The organism is Bacteroides sp. CACC 737 (assembly GCF_013874375.1).
Classification (GTDB): Bacteria; Bacteroidota; Bacteroidia; order Bacteroidales; family Bacteroidaceae; genus Bacteroides; species Bacteroides uniformis.
In genome coordinates, this window is the sequence record NZ_CP059408.1 from 1,862,386 (window position 1) to 1,883,632 (window position 21,247).

Annotated in this window: 17 protein-coding genes and 1 pseudogene; 5 read left to right on the top strand and 13 right to left on the bottom strand. The window is 42.3% G+C overall.

Features of this window, described 5'->3' with window-relative positions; all coding sequences use genetic code 11:
* Window position 1 precedes the first annotated feature (1 nt).
* Together H1A11_RS08035 and H1A11_RS08040 are read left to right on the top strand one after the other, a co-directional pair.
* Complete coding sequence (locus H1A11_RS08035; protein ID WP_131225280.1) at window positions 2–1,204, top strand: glycosyltransferase; 1,203 nt, start codon at window positions 2–4, stop codon at window positions 1,202–1,204.
* Entirely contained in the window at window positions 1,201–2,154 is a 954-nt protein-coding gene (locus H1A11_RS08040; RefSeq protein ID WP_181758003.1) for a phosphoribosyltransferase, read from the top strand. The genes H1A11_RS08035 and H1A11_RS08040 overlap by 4 nt, the downstream gene beginning before the upstream one ends.
* Here the strand turns inward: H1A11_RS08040 and H1A11_RS08045 are convergent.
* The gene (locus tag H1A11_RS08045; RefSeq protein ID WP_171030453.1) at window positions 2,134–3,147 is read right to left on the bottom strand and encodes an acyltransferase family protein; all 1,014 of its coding nucleotides are present in this window, start codon (window positions 3,145–3,147) and stop codon (window positions 2,134–2,136) included. The two genes, H1A11_RS08040 and H1A11_RS08045, sit on opposite strands and share 21 nt — an antisense overlap.
* Before the next feature lie 380 nt (window positions 3,148–3,527).
* Between H1A11_RS08045 and H1A11_RS08050 the strand changes: the two genes are divergently transcribed.
* Window positions 3,528–4,814, top strand: coding sequence for a hypothetical protein (locus H1A11_RS08050; protein WP_226791187.1), 1,287 nt, complete (start codon window positions 3,528–3,530; stop codon window positions 4,812–4,814).
* A 416-nt stretch (window positions 4,815–5,230) separates the two neighbouring features.
* On the opposite strand, the gene H1A11_RS08055 is transcribed toward H1A11_RS08050, so the two are convergent.
* Window positions 5,231–6,157, bottom strand: a complete 927-nt coding sequence (locus H1A11_RS08055; RefSeq protein ID WP_117601355.1) for a hypothetical protein — start codon at window positions 6,155–6,157, stop codon at window positions 5,231–5,233.
* Between the two features lie 871 nt (window positions 6,158–7,028).
* Here H1A11_RS08055 and H1A11_RS08060 point away from each other — a divergent pair.
* Window positions 7,029–7,214 (top strand): annotated as a pseudogene (locus H1A11_RS08060) (N-acetylmuramoyl-L-alanine amidase); the annotation flags it as partial.
* 149 nt (window positions 7,215–7,363) lie between these two features.
* Here H1A11_RS08060 and H1A11_RS08065 read toward each other — a convergent pair.
* From H1A11_RS08065 to H1A11_RS08115, 11 genes are all read right to left on the bottom strand, one after another.
* Entirely contained in the window at window positions 7,364–8,137 is a 774-nt protein-coding gene (locus tag H1A11_RS08065; protein WP_117601357.1) for a glycosyltransferase family 32 protein, read from the bottom strand.
* Window positions 8,138–8,282: 145 nt separating this feature from the next.
* Window positions 8,283–9,812 carry a lipopolysaccharide biosynthesis protein gene (locus H1A11_RS08070; protein WP_117964517.1) on the bottom strand — a complete coding sequence of 510 codons (1,530 nt, stop codon included), beginning with the start codon at window positions 9,810–9,812 and terminating at the stop codon, window positions 8,283–8,285.
* Window positions 9,806–10,711 (bottom strand): glycosyltransferase, encoded by a 906-nt coding sequence (locus tag H1A11_RS08075; RefSeq protein WP_117964516.1) that lies wholly within the window; start codon window positions 10,709–10,711, stop codon window positions 9,806–9,808. The genes H1A11_RS08070 and H1A11_RS08075 overlap by 7 nt, the downstream gene beginning before the upstream one ends.
* Before the next feature lie 26 nt (window positions 10,712–10,737).
* Window positions 10,738–11,784, bottom strand: a complete 1,047-nt coding sequence (locus H1A11_RS08080; RefSeq protein ID WP_117601360.1) for a glycosyltransferase family 2 protein — start codon at window positions 11,782–11,784, stop codon at window positions 10,738–10,740.
* Window positions 11,785–11,817: 33 nt separating this feature from the next.
* A complete protein-coding gene (locus H1A11_RS08085) occupies window positions 11,818–12,846 on the bottom strand; it encodes a glycosyltransferase family 2 protein (RefSeq protein WP_370528729.1) in 1,029 nt (342 codons plus the stop codon).
* Window positions 12,847–12,852: 6 nt separating this feature from the next.
* A complete protein-coding gene (locus tag H1A11_RS08090) occupies window positions 12,853–13,887 on the bottom strand; it encodes a glycosyltransferase family 2 protein (protein WP_229078258.1) in 1,035 nt (344 codons plus the stop codon).
* A gap of 16 nt (window positions 13,888–13,903) precedes the next feature.
* Window positions 13,904–15,805, bottom strand: coding sequence for an asparagine synthase C-terminal domain-containing protein (locus H1A11_RS08095; RefSeq protein ID WP_117964515.1), 1,902 nt, complete (start codon window positions 15,803–15,805; stop codon window positions 13,904–13,906).
* Window positions 15,806–15,842: 37 nt separating this feature from the next.
* The gene (locus tag H1A11_RS08100) at window positions 15,843–17,012 is read right to left on the bottom strand and encodes a glycosyltransferase family 2 protein (protein ID WP_119961502.1); all 1,170 of its coding nucleotides are present in this window, start codon (window positions 17,010–17,012) and stop codon (window positions 15,843–15,845) included.
* A 639-nt stretch (window positions 17,013–17,651) separates the two neighbouring features.
* Window positions 17,652–18,320 (bottom strand): bifunctional 4-hydroxy-2-oxoglutarate aldolase/2-dehydro-3-deoxy-phosphogluconate aldolase, encoded by a 669-nt coding sequence (locus H1A11_RS08105; protein ID WP_022401191.1) that lies wholly within the window; start codon window positions 18,318–18,320, stop codon window positions 17,652–17,654.
* A 60-nt stretch (window positions 18,321–18,380) separates the two neighbouring features.
* Entirely contained in the window at window positions 18,381–18,743 is a 363-nt protein-coding gene (locus tag H1A11_RS08110; protein WP_025832259.1) for a four helix bundle protein, read from the bottom strand.
* A 50-nt stretch (window positions 18,744–18,793) separates the two neighbouring features.
* Complete coding sequence (locus H1A11_RS08115; protein ID WP_117601366.1) at window positions 18,794–19,819, bottom strand: sugar kinase; 1,026 nt, start codon at window positions 19,817–19,819, stop codon at window positions 18,794–18,796.
* A 271-nt stretch (window positions 19,820–20,090) separates the two neighbouring features.
* On the opposite strand from H1A11_RS08115, the gene H1A11_RS08120 reads away from it, so the two are divergent.
* The gene (locus H1A11_RS08120) at window positions 20,091–21,146 is read left to right on the top strand and encodes a LacI family DNA-binding transcriptional regulator (protein ID WP_117601367.1); all 1,056 of its coding nucleotides are present in this window, start codon (window positions 20,091–20,093) and stop codon (window positions 21,144–21,146) included.
* Window positions 21,147–21,247 lie beyond the last annotated feature (101 nt).

A 21,247-nucleotide genomic window follows, 5' to 3' on the forward strand; every position in this document is an offset into this window, starting at 1 on the left:
CATGAGAGACTTCATCATCACCAGCCTGCAAACATGGGACATCGAAATAGGTAGTACCATCAAGAATACTGCATTGGAAATTTCAAAGCAGAACCGGGTGCTCTACATAAACACTCCGATGGACATTTCCATCCGGCTGAGAGGGGACAGACAATCTCCGTCTTACATCCGGCGCATGGCTGTCATCAAGGGAGAGACTTCACCGCTCCGGCAAATCAACGCCAACATGTGGATACTGGACTGTCCTTTCACAGTGCTCTCGGCCAATTTCCTGCCCGCATCGCTTTTCAATATCGTCAACAGAAAAAACAATGCCCGCATAGCCCGATGGATTGTAGAGCAGGCCACCGCACTCGGCTTCAAGAATTACATTCACCTCATTGATACAGACATTTACCGCAGCCGCTATCTGAAGGAGTATATTCATCCGGCTGTCAGCATCTATTATCGGCGCGACTACGTCATAGGCGAAGCTTACTGGCGCAGGCACGGCACCCGTCTTGAGCCGGAATTAGCAGCCTCTGCAGACATTGTTCTGGCAAACTCCACCCGTTTTGCCGCAGAGTTGCAAGCCTACAATCCCCATACCTACCCCATCGAAACCGGAGTAAACCTGACGCTATACGACCCCGCCAAAGAGTACGGAACACCCGATGATGTACAAAATATTCCACATCCTATCATCGGATATATGGGTACGATAAACAGTACCCGCCTTGACGGAGAACTGCTTTATCAGATAATAAGTCAGCGTCCCGATTATAGTTTTGTGTTCACCGGCCCGGAAGATGACATTTTCCGTCGGGACCGTATCCATAGTTTGAAAAATGCCTATTTCACCGGACAAAAAAAAGTGGACGAATTACCGGCCTACATAGCTGCCTACGATGTCTGCATCAATCCGCAAATGGTGAACAAGATTACCAACGGCAACTATCCGTTGAAAATAGACGAATATCTGGCTATGGGTAAACCCACTGTCGCAACCAGTACCCACACCATGCGCAACATATTCACAGGTCACACGCACCTGGCCATCAACCCGGAGGAATGGCTTGCGGCCATAGACCGTGCTGTGACCGAAGCTGACGACAAAGAACTGGCCAAACAGCGCATAGCCTTTGCCGAGACCCACAGTTGGGGGCATAGCGTGAAGAAAATCTATGAAATAATCGACTCATTCCTAAAGAAGAAAACTACATGAACTATCGTAACATAGACGACTTGAACCATTGCATCCTGCAACATCTCAGCATTCTGCCACGGGATTTCGACCTCATTGTCGGTGTACCCCGCAGTGGCATGTTTCCCGCCAACCTGCTGGCACTCTATCTGAACCTGCCCATCACGGACATTGATTCTTTCCGCAACGGGCATATTTATCAGACCGGAGAACGGGGGAAAACTTTCAACATGACCCACATACACAAAGTACTGGTTGTGGACGACAGCATAGCCACGGGAAAAGCTGTGAAGAAATGCCGCGAGCTCCTGAAGGACATAGAACATTTATACAACATCAAATACTGTGCCATTTATGCAGTTCCACTACACACTCATTCTGTTGATTATTTTTTCGAAATAGTCGATTATCCCCGTTTCTTCCAATGGAACATCATGAACCACTCTATTCTGCAAAAAACGTGCATGGACATCGACGGTGTGCTTTGCGCAGACCCCACTCCGGAAGAGAACGATGACGGCGAGAAGTACCGTCATTTCCTGCTGAACGCTCTTCCGCTATTCATTCCCAAAGTCACCATTGGCACACTGGTCACTTCACGCTTGGAGAAATACCGTCCGGAGACGGAAGCCTGGCTCCAGAAGAACCATGTGAAATACAATAAGCTCGTCATGCTGGACCTGCCGGATATGGCTGCACGCCAACGGGCGAATTGCCACGCCTCCTTCAAAGCCAAAGAATACGGTTCATCCACCGACTACATGCTGTTTGTAGAAAGCTCTATGCCGCAGGCTGCGGAAATCAACCGCCTGACCAAGAAACCGGTGCTTTGTACAGAAACTTTCCAGATGATTTATGAATCCAAATCACTATACTATAATCTGAAGTCGGGAGAAACATTCCCGTGGCTACGGCGTTTTATGATAAGGGTGCGCAACAGACTGAGAGCATTATCTCCTTCCAAGAAATAGCATTCGCAGCATTTTGGAACAGTTAAACAGTTTGTCTACTAATACCGGCCCGATTGTTGCAATAAAAGTTGCAGACAGCAATATGGGGACAATCGCATCAATCCCCATCATTTTCAGTATAATCCGCCCACCGGAAGTACCGAAACCATGAAAAAGATAAATACTGTACGCATAGCCGCCTATCCAGACAAAAAAACGGTTGTGCCACTTCAATGCCAGCAGCAGGAACAAGGTGGGAATCAACGTCACGGGATAAAGCAACATGCTCAAAGAGGCGTATTTACCGGGATAGAACCACACTATCTGTATCAAGACAATCCCCCATAGCGCCACGGCAAGCAAGACACGCCTGACAGCCAGACGACTGTAGAGCGACACAGCAAAACGGCAGGCAGCCACGCCGACAAAGAAATAGGGCAACTGTCCCAAAGCGCCCTTGAAACTGAACAGGTCGGGAACCTCATGCAGAATCCATACATCATTTATCCTACTGAAAATCAGCGCCACAATGCAACAAACAGCCCACTTGCCCGGAGTGTCCATCCACTTCCGGCTGTCCATCCACCATTGCACTACAAAAATCAAGAACAACGACGGCAGATACCAATATATGGTATAAGGGAATACATAAATGCGCCACATTTGGCTAAGCTCCCCTTTATTATTAGTGCCCGGCATCAGATACTGTACCAGAAAATACAACGTGCCCACCGCCGCCATCGGCACCAGCAGACGCAAAGCTTTCTTCCGGACAAAACTTCCAAAACCGGAAGATGCAGAGAAAGGCTTCAACGCATAAACCCAGCCGGCAATAGCCGTAAACAACGGCATCTGAATATAATCTATCCATACGTAAAGATAACGCAATGGATGTGGAAAATCAATTTTCATGCCCCCACCAGGTCCGGAACCGATGACATGCCCCACCACTACCAATAAAATAGCGATACCACGCAAAGTTTCAATAGATAAGTTTTTTTCCTGATTCACCATGAAACAAATATAGTGCATTTGTTCGAAAGAACAGAATTAAAGAACGTGAAAAAAGAACGGATTTAAAGAACCGCCTTATGTATCTCTTAAAGGTCTTGCAGAATAATACAAAAGTAATTTCCGTTTACCGAAAGCTGAGATTTGGGATAACACGTGAGCATATTAACTATCTTCCATTATAAATTCAAGCATAGAGTATGAGGAAAACAAGAGATGTACACACAAGAGTAAGTGTCTGTTTTACTAAATATAATTAATTGTTAAAACAACAATGAATTAAAAAAAAAGTTATAGATTTAAATCGTCAAACAATATCAATTTAAATTATGATTGCAAATTTAGATTGCATCAGTTAATAATTTTCTAAAACTTTTTTTATAATGGGGACAAATGTTTTTTTAAAAGCCGGTTTGCGGAATTCAGATAGCAAACGTTTTTTTAAAATTCTTTGGGTGGTTATACTTGCGTTATATCCTTGGTTATTGTCTGCACAGACGTTTGCTAAGGCAAAGAAGGCAGTATATGTAATTGTTGACGGAATTCCTGCCGACCAGATTGAAAGGCTTCATACACCGGCTATATTCGATATTGCTTCAAAAGGCGCTTACAGTCGGGCATATACCGGAGGAGAAATTGGTGGATATTCACAGACGGCGACAATCTCAGCTATTGGCTATACCAATCTGCTGACAGCAACTTGGTTTAATAAGCATAACGTAGGAGGCAATTCCGACCTGAAACCGAATTACAATTACTGGACGATCTTTCGGATTGCCAAAGAGCAACCCAAAAAATATAAAACGGCTATCTATTCCAGTTGGACGAATAACCGGACAGTTTTGATTGGGGAGGGGAAAAAGGAAACAAACTATCTCAAGATTGATTATGTAAAAGACGGTTACGATTTGGACAGCATCCGTTTTCCGAAAAAAGAGAAGGATTTGCATATTTTCGATATAGACGAACAAATTTCGAAAGATGCAGCTGAAGGTATCCGCACAGATGCGCCCGATCTGAGTTGGGTGTATTTATGGTACACTGACGATGCAGGGCATATTGCCGGTAACGGAGCATTTTTCGATGAATATGTGCGTAAAGCAGACGAGCAGGTTGCCCGCATTTGGGAAGCCGTGAAATATAGGGAGGCCAATTTTGATGAAGAATGGATGGTCGTTATTACCACCGATCATGGACGCGGAGAGAATGGACACGACCACGGGGGACAGTCCTGGCGTGAACGTACGACCTGGGTTTCAACGAATGTACCGGTAAACAGTCATTTCACATCCGGCAATTTGGCAATCACCGATATTGCACCTTCCATCTGCCGGTTCATGGACTTTGAGGTTCCACAATCTGTCTTGTGGGAACAAGATGGCATGTCCTTTGTCGGGGATGCTGACATTTACGATTTGCAGACAATGCCTTATGATAATACGGTCGGTTTATCCTGGAAATGTTATTCGGAGAATGTTCCAGTGACCGTTTATGTTGCCGTCACAAATAAATTCAAAGAGGGAGATGAAGACGAATGGATCAAATTGGTGACGCTACCGGCCGGAAAGAGAAGTTACACAGTCGATCTACAAGCTTTGCCAGAATCGAAGTTCTATAAGTTTGTCATCGTTGCTCCTGGTAATCACTTGAATCGTTGGCTAGAAAAATAAGGGCATGCAAAAACCTTTTCTGTCTAAAGGAGCTTACAAGAACCAACAACAAGTCCAATGGGTATTTCAGGAGGTTTCTTATCGTTCCGATACCCAGGTCAGAAATGGATCCGAAGCTGGCTGAGAAGATTGTTGATACAGAGTTGCCCGGAATTACGAACCGGAGAAGGAAATCATAATCCGACTCCGGTTATTTTTTATGTTTCCAAGAGTGGTAATTTCTCCATTCTGGTATTCATTCACGACGAAATGATCACTGACCTCAGACCGAGCACCCCAAGATTTATTCAGTTGTTCAATTGTCCGATTGATTTTTTTGCATTATAAATCAGGTAGCAGGCGAATATTTTTAACGCCAAAGTCCTTACTTTTATCAAAAAATACATATTAAAGATTTTCTTTCATGAAGTAAAAAACTATAGATTCTTTTTTTCCTTATTCATCAAAAACCAGATTTTTCGCTGCCATTCATACACTGCAAATCTCTCATCATCGGAGTCGTCAGTCTTTTCCACATATGTTCTTATACTTGGGGCGGAAGGATATTTGGCCCGGATAATATCATCTATTAGATAGCCGTTCAGCCCCTTGAATTGCTTGAAAAGGAAACTTTTGAACATAAGGTTGATATATATAGGATTATTGCATATATACGTTTTATATGCCTGATATGCTTTAGACTTCATATAGTCTGAAACCCTGCTGCTGAAATTGAGTTTACCAAGCTCTTCTTTTAATGCCTCTTCCAGTTTTTTATACTCAGTAGAGTCCGTTATACTGTACCAATAATGTTCATCGGGTTTAGTTATTAGATCCACCCATGCACTGGCTTCCCAATAATCGGTTACCATTCTTATGGAATCTCTTTGTTCCGGAGACATCGCGTAAAACAAGGAGTCTTTTTCCCAGCCTTCAAAAAGAGCTTCAATAGAATTGATCTTCTCTTGCTTCAGCCGTTCATATATATCCGGTAATTCTTTATCAAGAATGGAAGTTATCTGGAAAGCCCCACTTTCTATTCTACAATTAACACGTGGATTGGTTATGATAGAGTCGTTGAATACAAAAGCGATCTGCCTGCCTATTGCCTTTTCCGTTTCTTTAGCCCATTTGTTCAATTTGTATTTACTGATTTGCCCACTAATCACATTTTTCCCAAAATAGTCCGTTTCCAATCTAAGTGAAATAAAATCTTTTATCGTCACGATAGGTTCTCGGGAGATACTATCTGTTTGTCCGGATAAAATATGATACCAACCATTTTCCCGAAATTTATTTTGGCAAACTGAAAAATATGGAAGGAAAGAAAACAATGCCAATATTCCAAATAATTTTTTACACATAACCTAATGTTTTTTAAATTCTGATTTCAAATACCGTTCTCCTTCGGGTACAATTCTAACAGAGTTCCGGACACATACACTTATTAAGATTCAAAAAATGATGAGAATAACAACGACAGTAATTGTTACAACTATTATTTTTTATGAGTTCCGAGTATTTCATGCTATTCATTGTAGAAATCACTATTAAACCGAAATTCTAAAAGTTTACGCAAATTTAATAATAAAAACAATCAAAAAGCATGATATTTATATATTGTCTAAAAAATGCCCCAAAATCATGCAGTCATGGATTTGGACTTAAAAAAACAATAAGTGGAATGCCAGCTTCAAGAACATCACTATCCTGGTTCCTTCATTAGTGATACAAACTACATTCTTCTCTTATTGTATCAAAGCCATTGCAGAAAAGACATCAGCACACATGCTTTTATCAATTCTAAATATAGGATATAAAATAATATTCAATACCTTTGCAGTATAGGTTAAACTTATTATTCCCGCCAAATACTTTTAGTGTTTAAATCATGAAAAAGAAAATTCTATTCATTCAAACGTTTGGTTTCTTTGCCACTTATCTTTGTCTCGATTTCCTTTTTACAGAAGAAGTTCATATAATTGAAATCTCTTTATCCGCTGTCATGTATTTTGTACTGATGTATTTTCTGAATAGAAATAAGAAGTAAGTTTTTACAATGCGATCCATAGAATAAGGAATCTCCACCTTATTCCAATGGTGCTGTATTATTCCTATAAAACTTCATCCTCTTCTTATTTTTTCATACCTTCGCACCATTTTTTAAGTACAAACGAAAAAACAATGGCAATCATGGAAAAAAATCAATTTAAACGTGACAGATAAATCCTGACCACACGCACGGAATGGCAACACCACTCGCTCCGCGTATTGGTACGTGCTTTGCTGATGGACTATCCGGGAGCAAAAGTAGCGGGACATCACAACCTCAGTCCCGACCATAACAACAACGGAGAAGTGGAACCGATGGAATGGACGAAACAATGCCCGTGTTTTGAGGTGAAAAAAGAGAAGTGGTAACTAAGAAAATGGAGATGGCAAAGCATGACAAAAGCTTTGTCACCTCATTTTTTATTCATACATCTGTTCTAATTAAGCAAAATGCGCATCCAACAAAGTTTAGCCGTATAATATAAATGAGAGAGTAAATCTTTTACTACCTCCAATGATTACTTCTGAGCCCTGAAAATCTTTCGATAAAAATTAAGTTTTGTGAGAATGCTCCGTAACCATGTACGCTTACGCCAACTTCCTTTACTTAAATGAACGGCAATAGTATCATCTGTGACTTGTTTCCAAGCAGCTCCTAATATACGAGAAGGAAGAATGAGCATTCTTTCTTCTAATTGTTGTTCTATTTCATTATTATACTTTAATCCGAATTTTTCAGCAGCCAACGCCAGCACATCTGGTGCTATCTCCTTTGTATACCAACTACCGTCTTCTTGTATAAAATGGCGACCTTCATAGAATTTCATAGCTTCCACTAAATAAGGATGTCCCCTTTCAGCTCCTAATATGGCTGATAACAAACCTAAGCCTGGTACACGTACACCAGGGAAACGATTTGTTCCATCCGGTCCAAGACGTTTACCTGCCATCTCATCTCCCTCTATCATTTCCGGATGATATTCTATAGCAGTAAAAAAGCCATTGGATAATAGTGGATCAAAAGATTTTTTCACCATGACATCGGTATCCATATATATTCCTCCTTCGGTATATAATGCATGTAAACGCACATAATCTGCCACAAAAGCTAAAGCACCTACACTAAAGGCCTCTTTGGTCCATGACAAAGAATTTACATCAAAATCCTTTAAACTCCATAATTTCCATTTATAGTCAGGGAGATTTTTCTTCCATGAATCCATACACACCTGTAAACTATAAGGTATCGGCGTATCATTGAACCAGCAATAATGAATCGTTTTGGGTATCATTTCAAGTCATCTTTAGATTATTTTGCAAAAAGCCTACCACACAAAGATAAAATAAAATTCTAAGAATCAGCATAAGAATAACGAAATAATCGTCCTCTATCCATACACACAGCTTTCCAATATAACGCATCATACACCTTGAAAATTACAAATGAATAAAACGTCCCAACAACGTTCGAATACCCTTTGAAAAGCAATAAAAGAAAATGGTTAAAATCACCAAAAATAACAGTGAAGAAATCAAAGCATAGAAAATCCATTCCAAGTAGCCTTCCATAGGTTCTGATAAAGGTAATAATGAAAGAATGACATCCGCTAATAGCCAAGACAAAGCACACAGACATAAATACAACAAGATATTCTTCCAATAAACACTAACGTTCATTTTAAAACCGTCACGATATAAGAAATAAGGTTTCCAAATGCTTATGACAGTTATGGAACTGGCAACATCCCCCAGTAACACTCCCGGCAACCCCCAATAATACCCGCCAACCAATGCTACCAATATCGTAATTCCAAGTGTAGCAATAGGCGCCCAAGTATCTTGAAAAAGCCCATAACCATAAATAAACTGATCATTCGTGCCACGGAACTGACTAATAAAAAAGTTGGCAAGAATCACTATCAATACAGAATGAGGCAGCACATACTCTGCTCCTAACCATACAATAATAAAAGAATCCATCAAATGATAGAGAGCAAATGTTAAAAAGGAAGCTACCATAAAACGTAAAGAGCTGAGTTCCCAAAATACTTGTTGTATGCGCTTTGAGTCACCTTCGGCAATCAAATTACCCACTCCTGCTCCCGTACTTCCTAAGAAATTATTAACGAGCTGGTTCAATTTCGTCAACAGCAACATGTAATTGCTATAATAGGCTACCAATTTTAAGGAAGTAAACGCGTAAACCAAAAAAGGAAGTAATTGAGACCGCCCCATTCCTGCCAATTGATGTACAAACATTTGGCGTGCCTTGCGTACGATTATCTTATTCTCCGGATATTTTCGACGACCTTCAGCAATACTACACTTCAGCCATGGATATACCCTATTTATCTTCCAGTTAAGTATATATGAATATAAGATGCCAAAAAGTAATTCAATGGCAATCCATAGATAAAAACTACCTATGTAGCAAACAAGCATCATCTGTACCAATATCTTTATAATATTTGCAGTCTGGAAATAGGCCGTTACAACATAATTACGTTGATCGGCTCCTAACAAAGTTTGCCGATAATTAATAAAGTAACTGATGAGGGCAGAAGACAAAAAAGCAAAATAGGCAAAATAGACTACACCTAAATCAATACTGATATTTGCAAATATCAAAGGAAGAAAACAAGCCAATATGAGCCCTACCCCTATAATTATCAATCCGACGTTGCGATAAAGATACCCCAATACAGAAATAATATCTCGTATCTTGTCCTTGTCATCATTAAATAAAGGTTTATAAAGTACAAAACCAATAGATGCCCCAATTCCTAATTCGGCCAAATTCAAGAAACCCAATAAATTTTGTAATGTCCCCATTAGACCCACAAAATCTGCTCCCAACATATCCAAGAATATCTTGCGAGAAAAAAAAGAGATGAATAGGGTAATAAAATAAAAAAGCACATTTACCCGGGCATTCAAATAGCTTTTTTTGAGACGAGACTCTACCATAATTTCAACTTTTCGCAAATATTTTTCATTTTATCCATAAAAACACCCCTAAAGGTACCATACACGATATTCCATTGTTCATTGCATATAAAAATCCACAAGGCTTTGTAATATCCCCGCCTTCCGAAATACTTTCTGCATTGCATCACACGGTAATAGCTGCTCACAAGTCTATCTTCCCGATTTATTTTTCTCAGAAACCGGTTACAGCGACATGCTACCCAAACCCGTGCCAACAAATTGTCGAGCAAAACACTATATTGTAAAGAACCCTCACGTATTGTAGCACAATAAATGGCTACAGAGCATATTGCCACATTCCGAGCGTAATAATCCAAATAATAAGAGAACATTACATCATTTCCAGCCAATGTCTCATCAAATTGGATGGAATGCTTCTGAACTATATTTCTGGAAACCATTTTTGCCCAGGGTACATCATTCCGATATTTTAGTCTCTCCGCATCTATGCTTTCAGTCACATCAAAACCTAAAAAATCAGATTGACGTGAACGCATAGGAACTAAAGTTTCCGAATCTGCACTTGTAGCTCTGAATGTTATCAAATCGTAGTCCGTAGCACAATAACAATCCAGTACCTCTAAAAAACCGGGCAGAAAAAAATCATCAGCATCAGCAAACAGCAGCCACTTGCCTCGAGCATGAAGCAGGCCACAATTACGGGCATATCCAGCTCCCTTCCCTTCTTTGGTGAAAATGATTTCTACATCTTCCCGACTACTTCCCGGAAAGTCCATAAAATCCACGACATCAGAAGAACTGTCATCATCAACCACAATAATTTGGATGTCATCACGGAAAGGAATAGAATCCAAACAGCGCTGCAACAACAACGGAGCATTCTTATGAGGTATAATAATAGTATAAGTATAATCCATACTCCTTACTTTTGACAACAAATCAGTTAATACATATGTTTAGGCCCATAAAACACCGGCCCTATATTCAAACGGAACAAAAGACGAATATAGAAATCATATAATATATAGCAGTTGAATCCTAAAAGAACCTTTCCCAATTTATCTGTCTTAAATACCGGATGATAATATTTCAAAAAAACATCCCTACTTTCTGAAATCATCCTCTTCAGATGCTTTACCCTCATCTCACGCGGGATAGTCCTATCCGGCTGATAATCACTTTTCAAAGCTCTTCGGAATGGAACCAGCATAGAATTAACTGTAACTACCATATCTCCCGCTGGTATTTTCCATACTTTCATCATTTCTGCCAGAAGCTGTTGATATTTCACGAAACAACAGTATTCAGATTCAAATGAATGAATACGGTGGGATAGTGAAAAGGAATGTTTCACGTACACATAATTCTGCATATGGTTCAATACAAGATAATCACAATGCAACAAGTACTGATACATAAACAACAAATCTTCAAGACAATGTATATTCTCATCAAAGCGAATTGAAAATTCTTCTATTATACTCCTTGCATAAATTTTTGACACAGCATATCCCATTTCACAAATATTATTCTCTGCAAAAGATTTACCTATACTGGAGAAAGGCAAATAACGGTCCGGCAAAGATAAAGAAGGCAAAGAGGTACCATCAGTTCTCCTACACAACATCCCTTGAATCACTAATCCTCTTCCTGAATAGGCTGCCTGCAAATTATAAAGCCCCAAGCAATAATCAGGCAGTATCCAGTCATCCGGATCTACAAAAACCACATACTTCCCGGTGGCGTGATCCAGCCCTCGGTTTCGTGCAACACTGACTCCAGAGTTCTCCTGATGAAATACTCTGACACGATAATCCTTAGATGCCCATTCGTCACAAATTTCTCCACAACGATCGGGACTACCATCATCAATCAGCAATAGTTCAAAATCTGCAAATGTCTGCGAAAGAATACTGGAAACACAGCGCGACAAATATTGTTCCACTTTATAAATAGGAACAATAACGGATATAATAGGTTCTTCTTTCATCTTGAATTTCTATCTATATTATCATATTTATAGTCAATGCATCCCGAAACTTTTTTTGAACCGGAGAAAACGTAACAAAGAAATCCAGCAATCAAAGAAACCGCCTCCCATGTGGCAAAGAAGATATTTCGCTATGCAATCTGCTTTATAATCTGGCATGAATCTTTCTTCTATCCATTCCTTTTCCTTGGACAATAAATCGTCCAGACAAGCCACCCGCTGCCTGAATGGGTAGCCATTAGTATGGAGGGATAGCAGTACACGCTGAAAAACCAGACTTACGGAGTGCCTCAAATAGCGGGTAAGTTCATCCGACAGGCAACAAACGTCCTCAAATCTTTCCATTCTGCTTCTATAAGCTGAAAAAATATTGTACTCATCGCTGTATGTATTCATACGGGAAGAAAGCGTTTCTGCAGAATAGGCTATCCTATAATTATAGTCCATGAAATTGCAAAGACGGATATAATCTGAAAGCAATATGTAATCTATCATAAAAATCAAATCTTCCATGCAATGGACATTACAATCAAAACATAATTTATTTTCACGAATCAATTCTGCACTATATAGTTTTGAACAAGAAAATCCAAAACGGTCAAGGCCATACTCCGCGAAACCTTCACCTATATTACTTCCTATGAATATTTCTGGAAGTGTAATCTTTCCTATTAACTTACCATCAATTGAATATTTTAAAGCTCCTCCCATCACCAAACCAATACCCGTATCGGGCAGGCTCTTATATAAATGCAACAAATAATCCGTGGAAACCCAATCATCTGAATCCACAAAAACAATATATGTACCCTTAGCATGCTGCAATCCTATATTACGTGCAGCGCTAACGCCACTGTTCTGTTGATGGAACACCCGTATCCTCGTATCCTTCCCGGCATACTCTTCACAAATCTTCCCGCAACGGTCTGGGCTCCCGTCATCTACCAGCAACAACTCAAAATTCGTAAAGGTCTGTGCAAGAATACTGTCAATGCACTGGGGCAAGTACTCTTCCACCTTATAAACGGGTACTATAACGGATATTTCCGGGACATGATTCATATTCGCTCATTTTGTATGCAACACTGCCTTCATTTTTATAGACAACACCAACAAATAGTAGGCTGACTTTACAAAAGCCTTAAAATACAGATAGCCGGCATACGTAGGAAGCACATAATGGATGTTCTGCAACATCAGCTTCCATTCGGGACGCAGGCCCGTCATCTCCAACAAAGACGCATACTTTTTGTTCCTGAATACCAAATAACTCTGATAATGAAAGGATGTGTCTTTCGTGAAATACAGAATACGGTCAAAATATTTTGCCTTCAGAGTCTCAAAATAGATATATATATGCCGGTTATCCTGCAAACACCGGGAAGACCGGATAAAATCGTAGATATAACCCAGCACCAGCACACGACATTCCAAATTACGCATAGACGGCGCCCGCATGATGGAGTCTGGCTGCATAGAATAATAGTAAGTGGTCTCACCGACGACATACATACTTTGAGCCATACATGCCAACTTAAATGACCATAAATCATCCTCGTGTACAATGCCCTCCTGGAAGTAGAGTTTATGCTGCAAAACGAGGGGACGACTCACCAGTTTGTTCCATGCCATGACATACCATTTTCCCTGCACATAAGTGGAAAGTACAAGAGCATTCCCTTCATAAAACCCGGTGCCTAATGATAAAGGAGGAGCCCAACGTCTGGCACCGGTCACCTCGTAATTGCCTATCACAAAATCCGGTCGCTTCTGCACCGCTGCATCTGCCAAAAGCTCTATTGCATTCGCAGAAATATAGTCGTCGCTATCCAAGAAGTACAGATAATCGCCAACAGACGCTAAAATACCGGTGTTTCTTGCAGCAGAAAGCCCTCTGTTCTCTTCATGTTCCAGACATCTCACCACCGCTCCGCGCGGATGCGAAGCCACCACCCGTCTGACTATCTCCATAGAGTTATCCGGAGTGCAGTCATTCACAAGAATAACTTCCAAATCCGGCCAGGTCTGGTTCAACACAGACAGCAGACACCGTTCTATGTACTTGGCAACATTATAAACCGGAACAATAATGGAAACTTTCATACTTTCAATCATATTTTCAGAATTTCACCTCATGGCCTTCCACAAACTCTTCCCACCACACAACAAGCGTCAACAGATTGAAATATTGCAAAGCCTTGTTCTGCCTATGCCAGAACCAACCGCCCTCCTTCTCTGCAACTTGTTCATAATCTGTAAGAAACTTCTTCACTGCATCACGACGCAGATAGTTGTCCATAATGCCGGAAGCAAGAATGAATTCCTTAAAGAGAGCACGTCGGGCCCTATCACGGAAGAACAGTGGCATAGGTGCAAAACCGCCCTGCTTCTTCTTCAAGGTAATGGCCTCGGGAAGTAAAGGTTTATAATGGTGCTTTAACAGATATTTAGAAACGGAACGACCCCGCGCAATGTCCAGTACACTGCTGCCCCTGCACTTCAACCCTACCGGTAGCTCCTGCAGGAAATGGAAAAGCTCCAGGTCCATAAAAGGATACGTCAGATTGTTACCGAACATGCGTGCCATGCTGGAAGCCTTGAAAAGAATGATACGGTTGATTACAGTCTCCAAATCGGAAAGAATGGCATGCTGCGCATAAAGATGCTCGAAACTGTGGATATCGGGCCGTAGTGATTTTACCGGCTCAAAATCTTCTTCCGGATTTTGCAGAAGGGCACACAAGGCAGAGTCGGAAAAGCCGAAACGCTCCCCTTCCAGAATATGAAGTATCTTATCCAAATGGAAATTGATGCGGGAAAGCTCTCCGCCGGTATCAAAGGTTTCATGCTCCAGCAGACGGCTGATGCCACGCAGCAAGGGACGCAATCCTATGCGGGCGGCTAGATAATGCAACGCCACTTCGCGACCGGAAGTACCGAAATACTGGTCACTGCCGTCACCTCCCAGAATCACGTCGGGCTTGTCATCGCCTATCATGCGCATGGCACAATAGTTTACCATCAGCCCGCCTTCCATAAAAGGCTCACCCAGAAAACGGACAATGTCGGGCAAGGCACTGGTTTCCGTACCGTCAATCTCGTACTCATGATGGCGCGTGCCGAAGGTTTCGGACATCAGACGGGCCATGGGCAGCTCCGTCCAGGCATCTCCTTTAAAGCCCACGGAATAGGAGTCAATCTGGCCGTCGTAAATGCTGCGCAGCGCAGCAAGGTTGGACCCGGAATCATAGCCGCCACTCAGCAGGATGCCTACCTTGCGGCTGTCTCCGATACGCCGACGGATGGCTTGCGCATGCAATTCTCCATAACGGCGGGAATAGGCCTCGACATCCGGATTCCGTTCAGTCGCCACCTTGGGTTCATGCTCAAAAACGCTGTCGCGCTTCAGACAATAAATGTCATCTGCCACCTTCTCATATAAGCCGGGATTTCTTTCCTTCAGCGAATCAAACATGGAATGTACGTTCGCTTGTGTCTCTAACTTTACAGAAGCCCAAACCGGCATCAGATAACCAAGCTCTGTCAACATGTAGAACTTTTCGCCGGCACCTAAAGAATGAACATCGAATAGGGCGAAATTATTCTTCTTCAAAATGCCACGCTGAAGGAATGTACTCAATGAAACCAGATTAGGCTCGAAATTTTCTTCCAGTTGGTCCTCTAAAAATTGCCAGGAAGTGGCAAAATTACCATCAATGTGACAATAGACGGGATAATGCGTGCCATGATGGTCGCGCACCACTCCGCATTCATTTTCTGAATAATATACTATGGTGAACGAACCGTCCAGACGTGAAAAGCCATATGCCGGATCGGATAGAAACGCATCGGCAGCAAGCTTGGCATTGGTATCATCCGGAGTTGCCTGCAAGGTGTCCCGATTATACAAAGTTCCGAAAAAGAAAAGTCTCAGATTATAACTTTCAAAAGAAGATTCCGGCTCTTCTCCCTCTACACAGGCTGTACGCCAATCTTCTAAAGTGATTTTTCCGTATATCATTTGTTTGCTTATAGACTTGTTTATTGTGTATCCCTTTCTATTCCACCACCCCATGCCTGGTATGTATAAAGGTCTTGTTTGCTCCCCTCAGCTTGAAGATGTTTCCTGCCATCAGCAGGAATGTATAGGGTATCTTTTGCAGGGCCATTGCCAGGCGGCTGGTGCAGAACCTTTTGGGAACGGCAACGAGCAGTGCGACAGCGAGCAACACCAAGAGCAGCCACCACTTCAGCCCCCATGTCCAGCGATAAACCGTGAACAACACGGAGAAGAGGAACGTGAAGCCCACCAACAGCAGGCGAGGAATGGAAAGCTGCTGGAAAAGCTTGTCGCAGAAGTCCCAGTTACGCGCAACAAGCGCCTTCCACAGAAACTTGGCGAAAGTCTGGCAGTAGTGCCATTGTGCCGACAGCCAGCGGCGGCGCTGACGGGAGAAATCACCGGTGTTCTGTATCTTCTCATCAAATACAAAGGTTTCGGGCAGATAATAAAAGCGCTTGCCGCGATAGAGCAGGGTCAGCTCCAATTCACGGTCGAAACCGCCTACAGCCTTGATGTCAGCCATCGTATCACGGAACAAGTCATAACGGAACGCCATGCCGGAACCGATAAGGGCGGCCGACAAGCCCAGCTTGGCATGCCCCAAACGGAAAATGGTGTTATTGATTTCCTCACTGATGGCATCGAGCAAGGCCATGTCATTGTTCAGGTTCTTTGCACTCCGGTGGGTCTGCACAATCTCGACTTCCGGATTGGCGAAGAGGTCGTTAATATCACTCAGATAATCGTAAGGGATGACATTGTCCGCATCGAGCACCAAAGCGATGTCATAATTATTACCGATGGCAGTCATGGCGGCATTCAGAGATTTGGACTTGGTACTTTTCTCAAAATGCACTTCAACCAGGCGGACAGGAAGCATAGCGAGGGAAGCGTTGGTTTCGGGCTGCATACGGTCCGAAATGACAACCGTATCAAAACAGTCGGCGGGATAATCCTGCTCCAGGCATGAATGAACACACTCGTGTATCACGGCATCTTCGCGATAGGCAGGAATCAATATGGCAAAACGTTTGTGTTCCTTGGCTGGAGGGGGTAGAGGCAGGTCACGTCGGCGTGACGCCAGACTGTAAACCAATAGATACAGTATGTTTATTGCAAACAATATGTACAAAAGCCAATCAAGTATATTCAATATATGTTCCAAATTCAGGGCTATTTAAGCTTTAGAGCTGCTGCTTGTTTTTAATGGGTATCCGACACAAAGATACAAAAAAGAAGTAGAGTTTGGATAAAATATACAAAAAATGCGAAGAATATAGGAATAAAAAAACGAGCAAGCTCTCACGAACCCCTCGCCCCTATAAGAAAAGCCTTAAAGGCTTTTCTTTTAAACTACATCAATGTTACCTAAAAATCAATCTTTCTCTTTACCTAAAAAAATAAAACTTCAATTACCTATTCTGAAAACTTCAAAATCCAATTTTACCTTTACCTAATTTACCTATTTATTCAAAACATTTAGCTTATGAAAAAAATCTATTTTCAATCCTTTTACCTAATAACTAATATCCTTTATTGAAAACTGTTTTATTATTTATCAAATCCAAATGCAGTTTCCCAACTGCACTGCAAAGGTAAGTGTTTTATCCGCGCGCACAAAATGCCGACACATTTTTCGCGCGTTTTATAACATTGTTTTAGAGTTTAAGGGTATAGTTTACACTTATAAACAATTTGTTGTTCATCGGGAGCATACTTTCCAGTAAAAAACAAGCCACCGAAACGCCGAAACGCTTCGATGACTGTCCCCTTTAAACACCTTTAAACAAAATGAATTTCTTATTTATTTCCTCGCTTCAGCAATATAGCCCAAAGCTTCTTTACATTTTTCCGTAACATAAGTCCAGTCTTCAGCAGCGACCTTATCCTTCGGGAAGAGTTTGGAACCCATACCTACGCAGAACACACCCGCCTTAATCCAAGAGGTCAGGTTTTCCTGGGTCGGCTCCACTCCACCGGTCACCATCAGCTTGGACCAGGGCATCGGAGCCAGCAAACCTTTCACAAGTTTGGCACCAAGCACATCGCCCGGGAATATCTTGCAGAGATCGCAACCTGCTTCTTGCGCGAAACCTACTTCTGAAACGCTGCCGCACCCCGGAGTATAAGCTACCAGACGACGGTTACAAATCTTAGCAATCTCCGGGTTGAACAACGGGCCTACAACGAAACATGCCCCCAACTGCAAATACAGCGCCGCAGTAGCAGGGTCGACGATGGAACCTACACCCATCGCCATCTCCGGGCACTCTTTTGCCGCAAACTTCACAACTTCCGCAAACACCTCGTGGGCAAAGTCACCACGGTTCGTGAACTCGAACGCACGAACACCTCCATCGTAACAAGCCTTTACAACTTTCTTTGCAACTTCTGCATCCTTATGATAAAAGACGGGCACCATTCCGGTAGAACCAATCTTATTCAATACTGCGATTTTATCAAATTTACTCATCTTTTTATTTACTATTTGACTATTTACTATTTAAATGTTCTGCTATTCATTACTATTAAACTATTTACTATTCATTCTTACCTTCATGGTCGTTATTGAACTGACTATTATTTTCAGAAGTTCTTCGTTTTCTTTATACAAATCAGTAAGTAATTCCGATTTTATTAAAGCGGTATCACCAAGAAGCTCTATCCAATACAAAGTTTCATCGAGTTCTTCTTCCACCATCTTCAATTTATTCAAGAAATCCTTATCTGATTTTCCCAAACAAGCAGCTCGATAATTGGCTGCAGGAGATGTTCCGGAACGAACAATCTGATTACCAATCGCTCTACCAGCTGATGTATTAGGCAACTTGTCTACCAATTTGACAACCCTTACCGCAAATACCTTCAACCTATTCTTCAGTTCTTCTGTCGTCATCAACAAGAGTATCAAATAGTAAATCGTAAATAGTCTAATAGTAAATAAATTTATCTCTGTACTCGTCCGCTTGCATCCCCCCCTGCCAGCGCTTCTACCTCTTCTGTAGAAACAAGGTTGAAGTCACCGTTGATAGTATGCTTCAAGGCAGAAGCCGCTACTGCAAATTCGAGGGCGGCACCCTGGTTAGGTTTTGTCAGCAGGCCGTGGATGATACCGCCTGAGAAAGAGTCGCCACCACCTACGCGGTCGATGATAGGATTGATGTCGTAACGCTTTGATTCGTAGAATTCCTCACCGTTGTAAATCATTGCCTTCCAGCCGTTGTGGGTGGCAGAGAAAGACTCGCGCAACGTAGAGATGACATATTTGAAGCCGAATTCCTTCGCCATCGCCTTGAAGATTCCCTTGTAGCCTTCAGCGTCCGTCTTGCCGCCTTCCACGTCTGCATCGGGCTTGAAGCCCAGACAGAGTTCAGCATCCTCTTCATTGCCGATGCAGACATCCACATACTGCATCAAAGGCTTCATGATGGACTGGGCTTTTTCTTTGGTCCAGAGTTTTTTACGGAAATTGAGGTCTACCGACACCATAACGCCGTGACGCTTGGCAGCTTCGCAAGCCAAGCGAGTCAGTTCCGCAGCCTTGTCGGAGATGGCGGGAGTGATACCTGACCAATGGAACCAGTCTGCACCTTCCATGATGGCATCGAAATCAAAGTCTGCCGCATCTGCCTCGGCAATGGCAGAGTGTGCACGGTCATAGATTACCTTACTGGGACGCATGGAAGCACCAGTTTCAAGATAGTAGATACCTACACGATCACCACCACGCGCAATGAAATCTGTCTTTACGCCATACTTGCGCAATGCGTTGACAGCCGACTGGCCTATTTCATGTTTCGGCAACTTGGTTACAAAATAAGCATCATGCCCGTAGTTGGCACAGCTGACAGCTACGTTGGCCTCACCACCGCCATATACCACATCAAAAGAGTCGGACTGCACAAAACGGGTATTTCCCGGAGTAGACAGTCTCAGCATTATTTCACCTAATGTAACTACTTTCTTTCCCATAATCTTTCTATATTTTATTTTAATATGAAATTAATTTATTTCCTTTCAATTTATCATTACGAGGTATAAAAAGAACTTAAACACTTGAAACTGTGAATAGTAAATCAAAACAACATTCGTTCTTCACAACCTTCGTGTGCGGACACAAAGATACAACAATTTTTGAAATACAAAAAATTATCATATATTTGTAGCGGAAATATCAAGATTATTATTGTGCACGAGCACAAGACATATACTCTACTTGGTACATTGTAAATTATAAATATAGATGGAAAGAGTCAGAATAAAAGATATTGCCAAGATGGCAGACGTATCAGTGGGAACCGTCGACCGTGTGATTCACGGACGCAGCGGTGTGTCCGAATCCAGCCGGAAACGGGTGGAAGAAATCCTGAAACAGCTGGATTACCAACCAAATATGTATGCCAGTGCACTGGCTTCGAACAAGAAGTACACATTTGCCTGCCTGCTGCCACTGCACGAGAAAGGCGAATACTGGACAGACGTAGAGACAGGCATACACAACGCCGTAGAGACTTATTCTGACTTTAACGTCGCCGTGCACCTCTCCTACTATGACCCGTATGACTATCATTCATTCGCGGAAGCCTCCAGACAGATTCTGTCACTGGAGCCGGACGGAGTGATGTTTGCCCCCACCGTTCCGCAATACACCAAGCCCTTTACGGATGAGTTGACGCAACATAATATACCTTATATATATATAGACTCCAATATAAAGGAAGAGCCCGCCCTATCCTTCTACGGGCAGAACTCGCACCAAAGCGGATATTTTGCCGCCCGCATGCTGATGCTGCTTGCCGGAGAAGACGCGCAGGAAATCGTCATCTTCCGCAAAATAAACGAAGGCATCGTTGGGTCGAACCAGCAGGAACGCCGCGAAATAGGTTTCCGCGAATACATGCAGAAGCATCATCCCGCCTGCCGCATCTGGGAACTGGACCTGCATGCCAAGCGCGACAGCGAGGACACACTGATGCTAGACGAGTTCTTCCAAGAGCATCCTACCGTAAAGAACGGAATCACCTTCAACTCCAAAGCATACATCATCGGGGAATACCTGCTGAAGAAGCAGAAAAAAAACTTCAACCTGATGGGCTATGACCTGCTGCAACGCAATGTAGACTGTCTGAAACAAGGAAGCATCTTCTTCCTCATAGCACAACAGCCCACCCTGCAAGGATTCGACGGCATCAAGGCCTTGTGCGAATACCTGATTCTGAAGAAGGAAATCACAAGGGAAAACTTCATGCCAATTGACTTGCTAACGAAGGAGAATATAGAGTTTTATTACAATAAATAGTTGCATGTACAATGTACCATCTACAATGTACAATTCGGGCATGCGGAAGGGGACTAATACTAGCGCAGCGCAGCCAAATTGTACATTGTAGATGGTAAATG